Annotated in this window: 15 protein-coding genes; all 15 read left to right on the forward strand. The window is 73.8% G+C overall.

Annotation, left to right across the window (positions count from 1 at the left end; translation table 11 throughout):
* Positions 1-58: 58 nt before the first annotated feature.
* The 15 genes from argB to cobA all read left to right on the forward strand — a co-directional run bounded on the left by argB (position 59) and on the right by cobA (position 17,329).
* The gene (argB, locus tag ACIA8O_RS21435; protein WP_396295737.1) at positions 59-934 is read left to right on the forward strand and encodes an acetylglutamate kinase; all 876 of its coding nucleotides are present in this window, start codon (positions 59-61) and stop codon (positions 932-934) included.
* Positions 931-2,121, forward strand: coding sequence for an acetylornithine transaminase (locus ACIA8O_RS21440; RefSeq protein ID WP_396295520.1), 1,191 nt, complete (start codon positions 931-933; stop codon positions 2,119-2,121). The genes argB and ACIA8O_RS21440 overlap by 4 nt, the downstream gene beginning before the upstream one ends.
* 24 nt (positions 2,122-2,145) lie before the next feature.
* The gene (locus ACIA8O_RS21445) at positions 2,146-2,694 is read left to right on the forward strand and encodes an arginine repressor (protein WP_345283413.1); all 549 of its coding nucleotides are present in this window, start codon (positions 2,146-2,148) and stop codon (positions 2,692-2,694) included.
* Positions 2,695-2,737: 43 nt separating this feature from the next.
* Positions 2,738-3,157 carry a hypothetical protein gene (locus ACIA8O_RS21450; protein ID WP_396295521.1) on the forward strand — a complete coding sequence of 140 codons (420 nt, stop codon included), beginning with the start codon at positions 2,738-2,740 and terminating at the stop codon, positions 3,155-3,157.
* Positions 3,158-3,162: 5 nt separating this feature from the next.
* A complete protein-coding gene (locus ACIA8O_RS21455) occupies positions 3,163-3,879 on the forward strand; it encodes an HAD family hydrolase (RefSeq protein WP_396295522.1) in 717 nt (238 codons plus the stop codon).
* A 79-nt stretch (positions 3,880-3,958) separates the two neighbouring features.
* Positions 3,959-5,383, forward strand: coding sequence for an argininosuccinate lyase (argH, locus tag ACIA8O_RS21460; protein ID WP_396295523.1), 1,425 nt, complete (start codon positions 3,959-3,961; stop codon positions 5,381-5,383).
* A 30-nt stretch (positions 5,384-5,413) separates the two neighbouring features.
* Positions 5,414-5,725 carry a hypothetical protein gene (locus ACIA8O_RS21465; RefSeq protein ID WP_396295524.1) on the forward strand — a complete coding sequence of 104 codons (312 nt, stop codon included), beginning with the start codon at positions 5,414-5,416 and terminating at the stop codon, positions 5,723-5,725.
* Between the two features lie 257 nt (positions 5,726-5,982).
* Positions 5,983-6,477, forward strand: coding sequence for a GNAT family N-acetyltransferase (locus tag ACIA8O_RS21470; RefSeq protein WP_396295525.1), 495 nt, complete (start codon positions 5,983-5,985; stop codon positions 6,475-6,477).
* A 403-nt stretch (positions 6,478-6,880) separates the two neighbouring features.
* Positions 6,881-7,906, forward strand: coding sequence for a methionine ABC transporter ATP-binding protein (locus ACIA8O_RS21475; protein WP_396295526.1), 1,026 nt, complete (start codon positions 6,881-6,883; stop codon positions 7,904-7,906).
* A complete protein-coding gene (locus ACIA8O_RS21480; protein WP_396295527.1) occupies positions 7,903-8,640 on the forward strand; it encodes a methionine ABC transporter permease in 738 nt (245 codons plus the stop codon). Before ACIA8O_RS21475 ends, ACIA8O_RS21480 begins: the two co-directional genes overlap by 4 nt.
* A gap of 44 nt (positions 8,641-8,684) precedes the next feature.
* Positions 8,685-9,512: a MetQ/NlpA family ABC transporter substrate-binding protein gene (locus tag ACIA8O_RS21485; protein ID WP_396295528.1), complete on the forward strand. Its 828-nt coding sequence runs from the start codon at positions 8,685-8,687 to the stop codon at positions 9,510-9,512.
* Between the two features lie 149 nt (positions 9,513-9,661).
* Positions 9,662-10,282 (forward strand): GNAT family N-acetyltransferase, encoded by a 621-nt coding sequence (locus tag ACIA8O_RS21490; RefSeq protein ID WP_396295529.1) that lies wholly within the window; start codon positions 9,662-9,664, stop codon positions 10,280-10,282.
* Positions 10,283-10,439: 157 nt separating this feature from the next.
* Positions 10,440-11,699 carry a precorrin-6y C5,15-methyltransferase (decarboxylating) subunit CbiE gene (gene cbiE / locus ACIA8O_RS21495; protein ID WP_396295530.1) on the forward strand — a complete coding sequence of 420 codons (1,260 nt, stop codon included), beginning with the start codon at positions 10,440-10,442 and terminating at the stop codon, positions 11,697-11,699.
* 488 nt (positions 11,700-12,187) lie between these two features.
* Positions 12,188-15,973: a nicotinate-nucleotide--dimethylbenzimidazole phosphoribosyltransferase gene (cobT, locus tag ACIA8O_RS21500; RefSeq protein ID WP_396295531.1), complete on the forward strand. Its 3,786-nt coding sequence runs from the start codon at positions 12,188-12,190 to the stop codon at positions 15,971-15,973.
* A gap of 108 nt (positions 15,974-16,081) precedes the next feature.
* A complete protein-coding gene (gene cobA, locus ACIA8O_RS21505) occupies positions 16,082-17,329 on the forward strand; it encodes a uroporphyrinogen-III C-methyltransferase (protein WP_396295532.1) in 1,248 nt (415 codons plus the stop codon).
* Positions 17,330-17,404: the final 75 nt, after the last annotated feature.

A 17,404-nucleotide genomic window follows, 5' to 3' on the forward strand; every position in this document is an offset into this window, starting at 1 on the left:
CGTGAAGATCGCACCCAAGGGCGAACAGGCCCGGAACAACACCGCGCTGCCCAAGGCGATGACCCTGATCGAGGCGCTGCCCTGGCTGGAGCGCTTCCACGGCAAGACCGTGGTCATCAAGTTCGGCGGCAACGCCATGGTCGACGACTCGCTGAAGGCGGCCTTCGCCCAGGACGTGGTCTTCCTGCGCTACGCCGGGCTGCACCCCGTCGTGGTGCACGGGGGCGGCCCGCAGATCAGCTCGCAGCTGGAGAAGCTGGGCCTGGAGTCCAGCTTCACCGCGGGCCTGCGGGTCACCACCCCCGAGACCATGGACGTGGTCCGGATGGTGCTGGCCGGCCAGGTCCAGCGCGAGCTGGTCGGGCTGCTCAACGAGCACGGCCCGTTCGCGGTCGGCATGACCGGCGAGGACGCCCACACCATGACCGCCGTGAAGCGGTACGCCGTGGTGGACGGCGAGCAGGTCGACATCGGCCTGGTCGGGGACATCGTCAACGTCGAGGCGGGCGCCGTGAAGGCGCTCATCGCCGACGGCCGGATCCCGGTGATCTCCTCGATCGCCCGCGGCACCGACGGCCACGTCTACAACATCAACGCCGACACCGCCGCCTCCGCGATGGCCGTGGCGCTGGGCGCCGAGATGCTGGTGGTGCTCACCGACGTCGAGGGCCTGTACGCCAACTGGCCCGAGTCGGACGACGTGATCAGCCAGCTCAGCGCCGGCGAGCTGGACAAGCTGCTGCCCACCCTGGCCAGCGGCATGCTGCCGAAGATGGAGGGCTGCCTGCGCGCCGTCCGCTCCGGCGTGGGCACCGCGCGCGTGCTGGACGGCCGCGTGCAGCACAGCCTGCTGCTGGAGATCTTCACCGACGAGGGCATCGGCACCATGGTGGTGCCGGACGAAGACGAGACGGTCCCGGGGGGCCTGGCATGACGAACGACCAACTCACCCAGCGGTGGCAGCACTCGCTGATGGACAACTACGGCACCCCCCGGCTCCCGCTGGTCCGGGGCGAGGGCTCGACCTTCTGGGACGCCGACGGCAAGGCCTACCTCGACCTGGTCGGCGGCATCGCGGTGAACGCGCTGGGCACCGCCCACCCCGCCATCGTGGAGGCCGTCACCGGCCAGATCTCCCGGCTCGGCCACGTCTCCAACCTCTTCATGGCCGAGCCCACCATCGCCCTGGCGGAGCGGCTGCTGGAGCTGGACGGCCGCCCCGGCCGGGTCTTCTTCTGCAACTCCGGCGCCGAGGCCAACGAGGCCGCCTTCAAGATCGGCCGCCTCACCGGCCGGACCCACGTGGTCTCGCTCCAGGGCGCCTTCCACGGCCGCACCATGGGCGCCCTGGCGCTCACCGCCCAGCCCGCCAAGCAGACCCCCTTCCTGCCGCTGCCCGGCGACGTCACCTACGTCCCGTTCGGCGACGTCGAGGCGCTGCGGGACGCCGTCACGGAGCAGACCGCCGCCGTCTTCCTGGAGCCCATCCAGGGTGAGAACGGCGCGATCCCGCTGCCGGACGGCTACCTGACGGCGGCTCGGGAGATCACCCGGGCCACCGGCACCCTGCTGGTGCTCGACGAGGTGCAGACCGGCATCGGCCGGACCGGCCGCTGGTTCGCCCACCAGGCGTACGAGGGCGTCGAGCCGGACGTCGTCACCCTGGCCAAGGGCCTCGGCGGCGGACTGCCGATCGGCGCGGTCCTGGCCTTCGGCGACGCGGCGGAACTGCTCCACCCGGGCCACCACGGCACCACCTTCGGGGGCAACCCGGTGGTCGCCGCCGCCGGGCTCGCGGTGCTCGACACCATCGCCTCGCAGGGCCTGCTGGAGCACGTCCAGAAGATCGGCGAGCAGCTGCGCACCGGCATCGAGGCGCTCGGCCACCCGCTGGTCAGCCACGTCCGGGGCGCCGGGCTGCTGCTCGGCATCGTGCTCAACTCGCCCGTCTCGGCGCAGGTCCAGGCCGCCGCCCAGGCCGCGGGCTTCCTGGTGAACGCGGCCGTGCCGGACGCGGTGCGGCTGGTCCCGCCGCTCGTGATCACCGAGGCGGAGGCCGCCTCCTTCCTGGCCGCACTGCCGGAGATCCTGAACAGCGTCACCCCTGACGCGAACGTCTGAGCGGACTCCGGGAGAATCTTCGTCATGACCGCATCCAGCTCCGACCAGTCCGCCGCCGGGCCGACGCCGCAGGTCCCGCAGACCCGCACGGCCCGGCACCGGAGGATCGTCGACCTGTTGACCCGTCAGCCCGTCCGCTCGCAGAGCCAGTTGGCCAAGCTGCTCGCCGACGACGGACTGGTGGTCACCCAGGCGACCCTCTCCCGGGACCTGGACGAGCTGGGTGCGGTGAAGATCCGCAACCGGGACGGCGCCCTGATCTACGCCGTCCCGGCCGAGGGCGGGGACCGCACCCCCCGCGCCCCCATGGGCGAATCCGCCACCGAGGGCCGGATGGCCCGCCTGGCCGGCGAGCTCATGGTCTCCGCCACCGCCTCCGGCAACCTGGTGGTCCTGCGCACCCCGCCGGGCGCCGCCCAGTTCCTCGCCTCCGCCATCGACCAGGCCGAGGTCTTCGAGATCATCGGCACCATCGCCGGCGACGACACCGTCCTCCTCATCAGCCGCGACCCCTTCGGCGGCCAGGCCCTGGCCGACCACCTGATGCAGCTCGCCCAGGCCAAGGCCCAGTGACCCCCACGCCCGTCCCGCCGCCCCGGTGGGGCGGGCGCGCCCGGTGACCGGTCAGACGGTGCGCATCCCCGCGCCGTGCGACTGCGGCGCCCTGGCGGTACGTCAGGTGAACCAGTTCGTCGAGCGCGGCGAACTGTGGTGGGACGCCGAGTTCCACTGCACCGCCTGCGGCGCCCACCTCTGCGAACACGCCGGTCAGGGCGCCCCGCCGGACGCCCACTGGCGCCCCGCCCTCCTGGCGGCCAACGGCCCCACCCACCTCCGGCTGACCGGCCCGGTACCCAGCCTCGTTCCGGTCCTGAAGACCTTCCGCGAACTCACCGGCGCCCCGCTCCCGGAAGCCCGCCGCCTCGCCGGGGAGCTGATCGGCGGCGGCACGACGGGCACCCTCGCCGAGATGGAGCTCCTGCGCACCCGGCTGCGGCACCACGGACTCCAGGCGGACCTCAGCCCGCCAGAATGACCGGCATGACGATCCGTGGGGTGCTGTTCGACGTCGACGGGACTCTGTACGACTACGAGGAGGCGGAGGAGGCCGGGCTTCACGAGCACTTGGTGGCCGAGGGGCTCTCCGCCGGGTTCGCGTCGCGGGCGGAGGCGCTGCGGGTGTGGCGGGAGGTCAGGGAGGCGGAGTACCCGCGTTTCCTGAGCGGTGAGTTGACGTTCGCCGCGCAGAAGGCCGCGCGGATACGGCGGTTCCTCGCGGCGGCCGGGGTGGCCGGCGCGACCGGGACGACGGACGAGGCGGCCGCGGCGTGGTTCGCGAGCTATGCGGTGCACAGGGACGCGGTCCGGCGGGCGTTCGAGGACGTGCGGCCGGCGCTGGGTGCGTTGGCGGGGCGGTTCCGGCTCGGCGTGGTGTCGAACTCGGTGACCGCGCACCAGCGGGCGAAGCTGGAGGCGATCGGCCTGCTCCACTACTTCACCGAACCGTTGGTCTGCTCGCAGGAGCACGGCGCGGCCAAGCCGGCGGCGAGCATCTTCCTGGCGGGCTGCGAGGCCCTGGGGCTGGCGCCCGCCGAGGTGGCCTACGTCGGGGACGACTACGAGAAGGACGCGGTCGGGGCGCGGGACGCGGGGCTGCGGGCCGTCTGGCTGGACCGCTCTGCCTCCGGAAGGCCGGATGCCGCGGCCGCCGGTATCCGGGTGATCGCCTCACTGGCGGAGCTGGCGACGGGTCCGTAACGGAAGGCGTTTGGTGTTCCATGCGATGCAGTGCATACTTATGCCAATCCTCGTACAGTCACCCGAAGGAGCCCACGCGATGACCGCCGACCAGAACGCCGACGTCCGCCTCTGGGGCGCCCGCTTCGCCGACGGCCCCTCGGAGGCGCTGGCCAAGCTGTCCGCCTCGGTGCACTTCGACTGGCGGCTCGCCCCCTACGACATCGCCGGTTCGAAGGCCCACGCCAGGGTGCTGCACAAGGCGGGCCTGCTCACCGACGAGGAGCTGGGCGGCATGCTGGCCGGCCTGGACCAGCTGCTCGCCGACGTCCAGGCCGGTACCTTCACCGGCACCGTCGCCGACGAGGACGTGCACACCGCCCTGGAGCGGGGCCTGCTGGAGCGCCTCGGTGCGGACCTGGGCGGCAAGCTCCGCGCGGGCCGGTCCCGGAACGACCAGATCGCCACGCTCTTCCGGATGTACCTGCGGGACCACGCGAAGATCATCGGCGGTCTGCTGCTGGACCTCCAGCACGCCCTGGTCGGCCTGGCCGAGGCGCACCCCGCCACCGCCATGCCGGGCCGCACCCACCTGCAGCACGCGCAGCCGGTGCTCTTCGCCCACCACGTCCTCGCGCACGTGCAGGCCCTCGGCCGGGACGCCGAGCGGCTGCGCCAGTGGGACGTCCGCACCGCCGTCTCGCCGTACGGCTCCGGCGCCCTGGCCGGGTCCTCCCTCGGTCTGGACCCGGAGCAGGTCGCGGCCGAGCTCGGCTTCGAGCGCGGTTCGGTGGGCAACTCGATCGACGGGACCGCCTCGCGGGACTTCGTGGCCGAGTTCGCCTTCGTGACCGCGATGATCGGGATCAACCTCTCCCGGATCGCCGAGGAGGTGATCATCTGGAACACCAAGGAGTTCGGCTTCATCACGCTGCACGACGCCTTCTCCACGGGCTCCTCGATCATGCCGCAGAAGAAGAACCCGGACATCGCCGAGCTGGCCCGGGGCAAGTCCGGCCGCCTGATCGGCAACCTGACCGGCCTGCTGGCCACCCTCAAGGCGCTTCCGCTCGCCTACAACCGGGACCTGCAGGAGGACAAGGAGCCGGTCTTCGACTCCTGCGACACCCTCGAGGTCCTGCTCCCGGCCTTCACCGGGATGATGGCCACCCTGACGGTGCACCGGGAGCGGCTGGAGGAGCTGGCCCCGGCCGGCTTCTCCCTCGCGACCGACATCGCGGAGTGGCTGGTCAAGCAGGGCGTGCCGTTCCGGGTGGCGCACGAGGTCGCGGGGGCCTGCGTGAAGGTCTGCGAGGGCCAGGGCATCGAGCTCTCGGACCTGACGGACCAGCAGTTCGCCGAGATCAGCGAGCACCTGACGCCGGAGGTCCGTTCGGTGCTCAGCGTGCACGGCGCGATCGCCTCCCGCAACGGCCGGGGCGGCACCGCCCCGTCGGCCGTGGCGGTCCAGCTGGCCGAGCTCAAGGCGGACCTGGCGGCCCAGCAGGAGTGGGTCCAGGGCTGACGTTTCACTCGCGAAGGGGCACCTCCCGGGGTGCCCCTTCGTCGTTCTCCGGGGGTGATCCGCTACGCCGAACTCCACCCCGCCGTCACCCGGACGGAGTGGACCGTGCCCTCCGCCGAGGACCAGGCGCTCGCCGCCGCCAGGGCGCGCGCGGTGCGCCGCGCGCTGGCCGTCCTGCCCGGGCGCTGCCCCGAACTGATGACCGCGCTGGCCGAGTCGCCCGAACTGACGTACCGCCAACTCGCCGCGCGGCTGGGCCTCCCGCGCGGCAGCATCGGACCGACCCGTTCGCGCTGTCTGGCCTGCCTGCGCGCCCTCCTGCACAACGAGAGGCCGGAGTGACCCTCACCACGTCCCGGCCACGGGAGGGTTGCCGCAGGCGGACCGGTGGGTAGAGCGGTGGCGAACGCGTCCTTGACGCCTCCTCACCCGGCCCGATACTGGGCGTGCGCGCAGAGCCGGGTCCGGAGGACAGTCGGGACGCGTCTGCGCCACACCCCCGGCCTGGGCGGATCCCCGGCCGGGCAACCTTCGGCAGGGCGACCGGTGCGGAACCCTCACCGCGCGCACCGGAACCAACGATGGGGAGGCCCCCGCACATGGGCATGAGCGTGAACATCTCGGTGGCGAGCGTCGAGGACGCGGAGGCGATCCTGAAGCTCCAGTACCTCGGCTACCAGTCCGAGGCCGAACTGTACGGAGACTGGGCGATCGAGCCGCTGACCCAGACCCTGGAGAGTCTGCGCGCGGAACTGACGGAGCGCCACGTCCTGGTGGCCCGCCTCGGCGACGAGATCGTCGGCACCGTCCGCGGCTCGGTGGACGAGGACGGCACCGCGCACATCGGCCGTCTGGTGGTGCACCCGCGGATGCAGCGGCACGGCCTCGGCGGCCGTCTGCTGGAGGCGGTCGAGCGCCGTCTGCGCGAGCAGCACACGGTCGGCGCGTACCAGCTCTTCACCGGCCACCGCAGCCTCGGCAACCTCCGCCTGTACGCCCGCCACGGCTACCGGCAGACCACCGTCCGCGAGGTCACCGGCCGCCTGAGCGTGGTCACCCTGGAGAAGCGCCCCACGGTCGCCGCGGCGGCCTGAACCACCCTCCCGCGACACCCACGGCGCCCTGACCGAACCCTCGGTCGGGGCGCCGTCACCCTTGAGGTGACAGTGTCGTGTCCGAAGTGCGGACACCGGCTCCTGATAGTTGGGACCGTGCCCATATGTCTGATTTACTTTCACCCATGACCACGACGACGACCCGCACCGCCATCGGCACCATGCCGACGGGTGAGAGCTGCATGTGTCGCTGTCGAATGTGTCGCTTCTGAGGGCATTTCAGCTCCCTCTTCCGCCGCGCCGCGAGCCCTGACACGTAAGGGCCACGCCCACGCGCGCCCCGGCCGCCCAGCGGCCACGATCGAAGCATGGCCGGACCTGACCCACCCTCAGAGGTGTGCCCCCGCACGCCCTCGTCCGCCCCCGAACAACGGAAGCAGCCGTGATCACCACCAAGGACCTGACCAAGGTCTACCGAAGCCGAGGCCGCGAGACCACCGCGCTGGCCGGCGTCGACCTGCACGTCCGCGAGGGCGAGGTGTACGGGGTCGTCGGCACCAGCGGCGCCGGGAAGTCCACCCTGATCCGCTGCGTCAACATGCTGGAGCGCCCCAGCTCCGGCACGGTCACCGTGGACGGCGTGGAGCTGACCGCGCTGCCCGGCACCGAGCACCGGGCCGGCAAGGAGCTGCGCGCCGCCCGGCAGAAGATCGGCATGGTCTTCCAGCACTTCAACCTGCTCTCCTCGCGCACCGTGCAGGAGAACGTCGAACTCCCGCTGGAGATCATCGGCCTGGACCGCACCCGGCGCCGCCGCAAGGCGGCCGAGCTGCTGGAGCTGGTCGGCCTCGCCGACAAGGCCCGCAACTACCCGGGCCAGCTCTCCGGCGGCCAGAAGCAGCGGGTGGGCATCGCCCGCGCGCTGACCGGCGACCCCAAGGTGCTGCTCTCCGACGAGGCCACCTCGGCGCTCGACCCGGAGACCACCCGCTCGATCCTGGCGCTGCTGCGCGACCTCAACCAACAGCTGGGCCTGACCGTGCTGCTGATCACCCATGAGATGGACGTCATCAAGTCCGTCTGCGACTCCGCCGCCCTGATGCGCGGCGGCCGGGTGGTGGAGTCCGGCAAGCTCACCGACCTGCTCGCCACCGAGGGCTCGGAGGTCGCCCGGGAGCTGTTCCCGCTCGGCGAGTTCGGCCAGGGGCACCCCGGCAACACCGTGCTGGAGATCACCTTCCAGGGCGACAGCTCGGCCCGGCCGTTCGTCTCCCAGCTGGCCCGGACCTACCAGATCGACATCAACATCCTGGGCGCCGCGGTGGAGACCGTCTCCGGCCGGATGGTCGGCCGGATGCGGGTCGAACTGCCCGGCGGCCACCAGGACAACGTGGTGCCGATCGGCTTCCTGCGCGAGCAGGGCCTGCAGGTGGACGTGCTGGACCAGAAGGACGGAGCGGCGGCATGACCTGGGACCAGATGCAGGAACTCATGTGGCCCGCCACCTGGGAGACCTTCCAGATGGTCGGCGTCTCCGCGGTCGTCACCGTGCTGCTCGGGCTCCCGCTCGGCCTGCTGCTGGTGCTCACCGACAAGGGCGGCGCGCTGCAGAACGCCCCGGTGAACCGGGTGACCGGAGCCGTCGTCAACCTCGGCCGCTCGATGCCGTTCATCATCATCATGGTGGCGCTGCAGACCTTCACCCGGGCCATCGCCGGAACCACCATCGGCTGGGAGGCGGCCACCGTGCCGCTGACGGTCGGTGCCATCCCGTTCTTCGCCCGGCTGGTGGAGACCTCCGTCCGCGAGGTCGACGGCGGGCTGGTGGAGGCCGTCCACTCGATGGGCGGCGGCACCTGGACCACCGTCCGCAAGGTGCTGCTCCCCGAGTCGCTGCCCTCGCTGGTCTCCTCCGTGGTCACCACGGTCATCGCGCTGATCGGCTTCTCCGCGATGGCCGGCACGGTCGGCGGCGGCGGCCTCGGCTTCCTCGCCATCAACTACGGCTACCTGCGCTTCGAGACCGGCTTCATGTGGGTCATCGTCGCCGAGCTGGCCGTCATCGTGACCGTCATCCAGCTCATCGGCGACCTGATCGTCCGCCGCCTGACCAACCGCGGCTCCTCCGGCGGCACCACCCGCCTGCTGCGCTCCCGCACCACCACCACGGAGAAGGACGAAGAGCTCGTCCTCCCGCACTGACCACCCCGTACCACCCGCACCACCCATGGAGAAAGGCACTTTTCGTGCGTAACGTCCTGAAGTCCGTCAGCATCCTCGCCACCGCCGGCCTCGCCCTGTCCCTGACCGCCTGCGGCAGCGACTCCTCGTCCTCGGGCTCCAGCCCGGACGCGCCGCTGAAGGTCGTCGCCAGCCCCACCCCGCACGCCCAGATCCTGGAGTACGTCCAGAAGAACCTGGCCGACGCGGCCGGGCTCAAGCTCGACGTCAAGGTGGTCACCGACTACGTGACCCCGAACACCTCGGTGCAGGACGGCTCGGCCGACGCCAACTACTTCCAGCACGTGCCGTACCTGGAGGACTTCAACAAGAAGAAGGGCACCGACATCGTCTCCGTCGAGACGGTGCACCTGGAGCCCCTCGGCCTGTACTCCAAGAAGGTGAAGTCGGCCGCCGAGCTGCCCGACGGCGCCACCGTCGGCCTGCCCAACGACACCACCAACGAGGGCCGGGCGCTCAAGCTGCTCGCCGACAACAACGTCATCACCCTCAAGGAGGGCGTGGGCACCGCCGCCACCCCGGCGGACGTGACCGGCAACCCGAAGCACCTGAAGTGGAAGGAGCTGGAGGCCGCCCAGCTGCCCCGCTCGCTGCCCGACCTGGACGCCGCCGTCATCAACGGCAACTACGCGATCGAGGCCGGCCTCAAGCCCGCCTCCGACGCGATCCTGCTGGAGAAGGCCGCGGGCAACCCGTACGCCAACATCCTGGCCGTCAAGAAGGGCAAGGAGAACGACCCGCGGGTGAAGAAGCTCGCCGAGCTGCTCCACTCCGACAAGGTCAAGCAGTACATCGACGAGACCTTCAAGGGCTCGGTCGTCGCGGCCTTCTGAACCGCCGCCGGCGGCGCCTGACGGCCGCTCAGAACGGCACCCCCGTCCGCGTGGTGGGGGTGCCGTCGGCGTTCCACCCGGTACCGTGTCACGGCCCGGGCAGGGCGGGGCGTACCGTGTGTCCACGACCCGGCGAGGAGAGAGACGGCATGCCTGCGAGCTTCCCCGAGACCGCGATCAGCACCGAGCGGCTGCTGCTGCGACCCCTCGCGGGCGGGGACGTCCCCGGCCTGGTCGCGATGATGGACGACGAACTGGTGCACGCCTGGACCGACGTCGTGCAGCCCTTCACCGAGGAGCACGCGCGGGAGTGGACCAGGATGCTCGCGCCCGCCCGCCGCATCGAGGGGCGCGGAATCGTTTTCGCCGTCACCGAGCACCTCACCCAGCGGATGGTCGGCGTGGTCGAACTCCGCTCCACCGACTGGCGGCTGCTCTCCACCGAGGTGGTCTTCGTCACCGCCTCCTGGGCCCGCGGCGAGGGCTACGCGCCCGAGGCGGTCAACGGGGTGGCCCAGTGGCTCTTCGAGGACCGCGGCTTCCTCCGCCTGGAGCTGCGCACCGCGGCCGGGAACACGGCCGCCCAGCAGGTGGCCCAGAAGCTCGGCTGCATCAGCGAGGGCGTGCTGCGCAGCGCCTGGATAGTCCGCGGTGGTGAGGGGGACGGCGGCGCGGAGGAGAGCCGCAGCGACCTGATCCTGTGGAGCCTGCTCCCGGAGGACATGGAGCCCCTGGCACCCCGCGAGGCCGACCACGCCGGGCACCGCTGACCGGGCCCGGGGGCGGCCCGCTGACGGGACGTCGGGAGTTCACGCACTGCTGTGCGAGTTTCCCGCCCCGCTTTCCCGTCCCGCACCGGTCCCACCGGGTAGCCTCGGACCGCGCGGGCGGACGGACCGTCACGGCGCCTAAGGGGAGCAGCGGTAGATGGCGGACCGGATCACGGTCATCGGGTGGGACGGTACTCCGCTGACCGAGGCGGCCGCCTCGGCGCTCGCGGGCGCGACCCTGGTGGCGGGCGCCCCGTACCAGTTGTCCGCGCTGCCGGTGCCGTCCGGCGCCGAGCGGCTCACCCTCGGCAGCGTCCAGCAGGCGGCCCGCCGGATCGCCGCCCACCGGGGCGCCGCCGTGGTGGTCGCCGAGGGCGACCCCGGCTTCTTCGGGGTGGTGCGCGAACTCCGCCGCCCCGAGTACGGACTCGAACTGGAGGTGCTGCCCGCCGTCTCCTCGGTGGCCGCCGCCTTCGCCCGGGCCGGGATGCCCTGGGAGGACGCCCAGGTGGTCAGCGCCCACGGCGGGCGGTTGCGCCGGGCGGCCAACGTCTGCCGCGCGCACCCCAAGGTCGCCGTGCTCACCACCCCCGGTGCCGGGCCCAGCGAGCTCGCCCTGATGCTGCGCGGGGTGCACCGCACCTTCGTGGTCTGCGAGGCGCTCGGCACCCCCGAGGAGGACGTCACCGTCCTCACCTCCGAGCGGGTGCCCGACCACGACTGGCGCGACCCGGCCGTGGTCCTGGTGATCGGCGGCGCCGGGCCCAACCACGCGCCCGGCGAGACCTCCGGCTGGCTGGCGGGCCGGCCGCTCGGCTTCCCCGGCCCGGACCGGGGCTGGGCCCTGGACGGCCGGGCGTACGCGGGCGCGGAGCAGCAGGCCGGCACGGCGGGCGGCGCCGGCTCCGCGCTGCCGCCACACGTCCGCGCGCTGGCGCTGGCCCGGCTCGGCCCGGTGCCGGGCGAGCTGGTCTGGGCGGTCGGCGCGGGCAGCGGGGCGCTGGCGGTGGAGATCGGCCGCTTCGGCGCGGCGGTGGTCGCGGTGGAGGCCTCCCGTTCGGCCTGCGCCCAGATCACCGTGAACGCCCGCCGCTACGGCGTCGAGGTCGAGGTGGTGCACGGGGTCGGCCCCGAGGTGCTCGGCGGCCTGCCCGAGCCGGACGCGGTGATGGTCGAGGCGGGCGGCGCCGAGGTGGTCGGCGCGGTGCTGGCCCGGCGTCCCGAGCGACTGGTCGCGGTCGCCCACACGCTGGCGGAGGCTGAGGCGGTCCGGACCGCGATCACCGCCGCCGGGTACCGAGCGGACGGCGCGCTGCTGCAGGCCGCGCCGCTGGCCCCGGCACCGGGCGGTGTCCCCGGCCTGGCCGTCGGCGCCGGGCAGCAGAGCCTGGTGCTCTGGGGCGAGCTGGTCTCCTGACGGACCGTCGGGGCTCCGCCCCGCGAGGCTGTCGGGGCTCCGTCAACGGCCGTCGGCCAAACTGCCGCGGTGTGATCAGGATTCGGACAGGGATTCGGTGTCCGTTCGGGGCAGGCCGGTAGGGTGAAGCCTCCCGCCTGCGCGGCGGTCGTCGGTTCGTGCCCGGTTCGGCCTGTTCGTCACCTTTCTGACGTGGCGGAACTTACAGCCCGGAGGGGCCGCGGACATTCGACGCGGCGCGGGTCGGGCCGGAAGAATGCCGTTGGGCCCGGTGCGGTCGTGCCGGTTGTCCCCAGCTGTCGTTGTTTCTGATGGTGCGCCACCCCTCCCACGGGAGGCGCCCGGTCCGGAATCGCGGCACGGCGGACGCCGGGCAGCTGGACGGACGGATGGACGGGCGGGAGCACGGCCCGCCCCGAGCGGAGTTGGGCGCGGCGGTCGGCGACCGTCGCGCCAAGGGTGCGGCAGCGCCCGGAAGGAGCTTTGACATGACCGATGGCGGCCACGTTCCCAGCGAGGGCCTGCCCGAGCACCTGCTCGGCGGCGCCGACCCGCTCGGCCGCCCGGAGGGCGTCCCGCTGCCGGGCCAGGCCCCGGCCCAGCACCCCGCCTACACCTTCCTCGACGACGAGGAGGAGGACCTGCTGCTGATGCCCGGCCCGCAGGCCTCCTGGGGCGACGCCCCGGTGCACGGCGCGGTGGAGACCGTGATGGTCGGCGAGACCCCGCTCCCGGCTCCCGCCCCGGCCCACGCTCCGCCCGCCGCCCCGGCGGCGCCCGGCCTCGGGTCGCCGCTGGTCGACACCGTGACGCTCCGTCCGGTCGACGAGCTCGGCACCCCCGCGCACGGCGTGCCGCTGCACGGGACCCCGGCGCACGGCACCCCGCTCCAGGACGTCCCGGTCCAGGGCACCCCCGCCCACGGCACCCCGGTCGAGCCGTCCTGGCCGCCGCTGGCCCCGCCGGTACCGGGCGACCCCTCCGCCGCGGCCGTCCCGGTCGGTGACCCGCTCACCGACCCGCTCACCGCCGTGCCCTTCCCCGGCGCGGTCCCGTTCACCCCGCCCGGCGTGGTGCCGGACGCGCTGGCGAACACCGTTCCCGGCCCCGCGCCGGTGGCGGCCGCAGAACCGGTTGTGCAGACCGCCCCGGTGACGCCCCCTCAGCCGCAGCGCCGCCCGCTGCACGCCGGGCCGCCCATCCCGGACCCGTCCCTGATGACCGGTCACGTCCCGGTCCGCTCGCTGGCCGACCGCGGCCCGTCCGGCAGCACCCCCGCGTACGGCGTCCCGATCGTGCCGGCGGCCGTTCCCGGCGCTCCCGCCGCGCCGCCCGTGGCGCCCGCGCCGGCCGCCGCGGTACCGGTGCAGGCCGTCCCGCTGCCCGCGCAGCCCCAGCCGGAGACCGTCGCCCCGGTCCAGCCCGAGGCCGTTCCGGTGGAGGCCGTGACCGTGGAGCCCGTCCCGGCGGAGGCCGTGGCCGTGGCCGTGGCCGTCGAGACGGTCGTGGTGGAGTCGGTGGCCGTCGAGTCGGTGGCCGTGGAGAGCGTCGCGGTGGAGACCGTCGCGGTGGTCGAGGCCGAGCCGGTCGTCGTCGCCGAAGCGCCGGTCGTGGAGACCGTGGTCAACGAGGCCCCGGTCACCGTCCCCGCCGAGGAGGCCCAGGCGGCCGAGGCCGCCGCGCCGGTCGTCGAGGCGCAGCCACTGCCGCAGGTCCCGGCCGAGGCGGTCGTGGAGGCCCAGGCCGAGCAGGCCCAGCCGGTCGCGGTCGAGCCGTCGGCCGAGCAGCCGTCGGTGGAGCCGGTGGCCGAGGCCGTCCCGGTGCAGGCCGGACCGGTCTCGCTGGAGCCCGTCTTCGTGGAGCCGGTGGCCGTCCCGCAGCCCGAGGCCGTCCCGGCCGTCCAGCCCGAGGCGGTCCCGGAGGCCGCGGCGGAGGTCGTCGCCGAGGCGGTCGAGCAGCCCGTCGAGGTCCAGCCGGCCGAGGGCGTCCCCGCCGTCGAGCAGGCCGAGCAGGCCGGACCGACCGTCACCGAGGAGCCCGCGCCCGAGCAGGTGCCCGCCGAGGCCGTGCCCGCTGACGCCCCGTCCGCCGAGGCCGTCCCGGCCGAGGCGCCCGCCGCCCCGGTGGAGGCCGTCGCCATCCCGGCGCAGCCCGCGGCCCCCGCCCGTCAGTCCGGCCGGATCTCCGCGTTCCTGGCCGCCCCGGCCCCCGACGGTCTGCCGGCCGTCGAGGCCGAGCCGCTGCCGGGCCAGGCCACCGTTCCGGGCGACACCGCCGCCGAGCAGCCCGCCCCGGCCGTCCAGGCCGACGGGGTCCCCGCCGAGCCGGTCACGGGCGAGCTGCCGGAGCAGCCCGGGGACGGCGCGGAGCTGACGGCCGCTCAGCCCGAGCCGGTCGCCGCTGCCGCCGCCCCCGAGACGGAGGCCCCCGGTGCGGAGCCGTCCGACGGGCCCGTGGCGTCCGGGACCGACGAGGCGTCCGCCGAGGCCGCCGCGGAGGCCGTCGCCGAGGAGGAGCGCCCGCCCGCCGCCCCCGGTTTCGACGAGGCCGCCCGCGAGGCCGTCCACCAGGTGATCCGGGAGCGCCGCGACATCCGCAACGGCTTCCGCCCCGACCCGATCCCGCACGAGGTGCTGATCCGGGTCCTGGAGGCCGCGCACACCGCGCCCAGCGTCGGATACTCGCAGCCCTGGGACTTCGTGGTGATCCGCTCCGCCAAGACCCGCCGCAAGATGCACGAGCTGGCGGAGCGTCAGCGCGAGGCGTACGCCGACTCGCTGCCGAAGGCCCGGGCGAAGCAGTTCAAGGAAATCAAGATCGAGGCCATCCTCGAGACCCCGGTGAACATCGTGGTCACCGCCGACCGCACCCGCGGCGGCCGCCACACCCTGGGCCGCCACACCCAGCCGCAGATGGCTCCGTACTCGGCCGCCCTGGCCGTCGAGAACCTCTGGCTGGCCGCCCGCGCCGAGGGCCTGGGCGTCGGCTGGGTGAGCTTCTTCGACGAGGAGGAGATGGTCCGCGAGCTCGGCCTGCCGGAGCACCTCGACGTCGTCGCGTACCTCTGTGTCGGCTACGTGGACTCCTTCCCGGACGAGCCCGAGCTCCAGCAGCAGGGCTGGGCCAAGAAGCGCCCGCTCTCCTGGGTGGTGCACGAGGAGCAGTACGGCAACCGCGCCCTGCCGGGCGAGGAGCCGTCGGACCTCCTGGCCGAGACCCTGCGCGGCATCCGCCCGCTGGACGCCAAGGCGCTCGGCGACGCCTGGGACCGGCAGAAGCGGATGACCAAGCCGGCCGGTTCGCTGGGCGTGCTGGAGATCATCGGCGCCCAGCTCAGCGGTCTGTCCCGCAAGTGCCCGCCGCCGATCCCGGAGCCCGGCTGCGTCGCGGTGTTCGCCGGTGACCACGGCGTGCACGCCCAGGGCGTCACCCCCTGGCCGCAGGAGGTCACCGCCCAGATGGTGGCCAACTTCCTGGCAGGGGGAGCGGTGGTCAACGCCTTCGCCGCCCAGGTCGGCGCCGAGGTCTGCGTGGTCGACGTCGGCGTGGCCTCCGAGCTGCCCGCCCCGGTGCAGAACGGCCGCACCACCGGCCTGCTGCCCCGCAAGGTCAAGCTGGGGACGGACGACATGACCCAGGGCCCGGCGATGAGCCGGGAGGAGGCGCTCAAGGCGATCGAGGTCGGCATCGAGACCGCCCGCGACCTGGTCTCGGCCGGCAACAAGGTGCTGGTCACCGGCGACATGGGCATCGCCAACACCACCGCCTCGGCCGCCCTGATCTCGGTCTTCGCCGGTCTCGACCCGGCCGAGGTGACCGGGCGCGGCACCGGCATCGACGACGAGACCCACGCCCGCAAGATCGAGGTCATCCGGACCGCGCTGGCCCTCCACCAGCCCGACCCGGCCGACCCGATCGGCGTACTGGCCGCGGTCGGCGGCCTGGAGCACGCGGCCATCGCCGGCTTCCTGCTCGGCGCCGCCTCGCTGCGCACCCCGGTGATCCTGGACGGTGTCATCGCCGGTTCGGCCGCACTGGTCGCCAAGGCCATCGCCCCCGAGGTCATGGCGGCCTGCATCGCCGGCCACCGCTCCGCCGAGCCCGGCCACAAGGCCGCGCTGGAGAAGCTCGGACTGCGCCCGCTGATCGAGCTCGACCTGCGCCTCGGCGAGGGGACCGGCGCCCTGCTGGCCCTCCCGCTGGTGCAGAGTGCGGCCCGCGCGATGCACGATGTAGCCACCTTCGACTCCGCCGGCGTCACCGAGAAGAACTAGGCACCACCCAGCACTCCTCCGCACCGGCCCGAGGGCGCGCCGGTGCGGGGGAGTGCTGCCGTCCCACCGCAAAACCCTCTCCCACAGCCAGCCCCAGGAGCACCCCCGATGACCACCCCCGCGCCCAACCCCCACCCCAGCACCGAGGGCCGTACCCCCTACCCCGTCGGGCTGCTGCTCACCGGCCGCCGCGTCGTCGTGGTCGGCGGCGGCCAGGTCGCCCAGCGCCGCCTCCCGGCGCTGCTCGCGGCCGGGGCGGACGTGCACCTGATATCGCCCTCCACCACCCCCGCCGTGCAGGCGATGGCCGACGCGGGCGAGCTCACCTGGCACCGGCGCGGCTACGCCGAGGGTGACCTCGCCGACTCCTGGTACGCCCTGGTCGCCACCGACGACCCGGCCGTGAACACCGCCGTCTCCGCCGAGGCCGAGCGCCTGCGCGTCTTCTGCGCCCGCAGCGACGACGCCTCCGCCGCCACCGCCTGGACCCCGGCCTCCGGCCGTGACTCCGGCGCCACCGTCTCCGTCCTCACCGGCGACCCCCGGCACTCCGCCGCGCTGCGCAACGCCATCGTCGACGGCCTGCGGGACGGCTCCCTGGCGGCCCGTCAGTTCCGCACCCGGGAGCCCGGCGTGGCCCTGGTCGGCGGCGGCCCCGGCGACCCGGACCTGATCACCGTGCGCGGCCGCCGCCTGCTGGCCGACGCCGACGTGGTGGTGGCCGACCGGCTCGCCCCGCGCGAGCTGCTCGCCGAGCTGCCGCCGCACGTCGAGGTGATCGACGCCTCCAAGATCCCCTACGGCCGCTACATGGCCCAGGAGGCGATCAACCGGACCCTGATCGACCACGCCAAGGACGGCAAGTTCGTGGTCCGCCTCAAGGGCGGCGACCCGTACGTCTTCGGACGCGGCGGCGAGGAGCTGCTCGCCTGCCTGGAGGCCGGCATCCCGGTCACCGTGGTCCCCGGCATCTCCAGCTCCATCTCCGTCCCGGCGGCGGTCGGCATCCCGGTCACCCACCGCGGCATGACCCACGAGTTCACCGTCATCTCCGGCCACGTCGGCCCCGACGAGCGCTCCCTCACCAACTGGGACGCCGCCGCCCGGATGACCGGCACCCTGGTCCTCCTGATGGCCGTCGACAAGATCGGCGCCATCGCCGCCAAGCTCGTCGAGCACGGCCGCCCCGCCACCACCCCCGTCGCCGTCGTCCAGGAGGGCACCACCGCCGCCCAGCGCCGCGTCGACGCCACCCTCGCCACCGTCGCCGAGGTGGTCACCGCCGAGGGCATCAAGCCCCCGGCCGTCATCGTCATCGGCGACGTGGTCAACGTCCTCGGCCGGAACCGACCCTGACCACCCGTCGGCCGGCCAGGGGAGGAGCGGGCCTGTCCGCCACCGCGCACCCGCCGTAGGTACCTCCGGAGAGTC

The organism is Kitasatospora sp. NPDC051853 (assembly GCF_044452665.1).
Lineage (GTDB): Bacteria > Actinomycetota > Actinomycetes > Streptomycetales > Streptomycetaceae > Kitasatospora.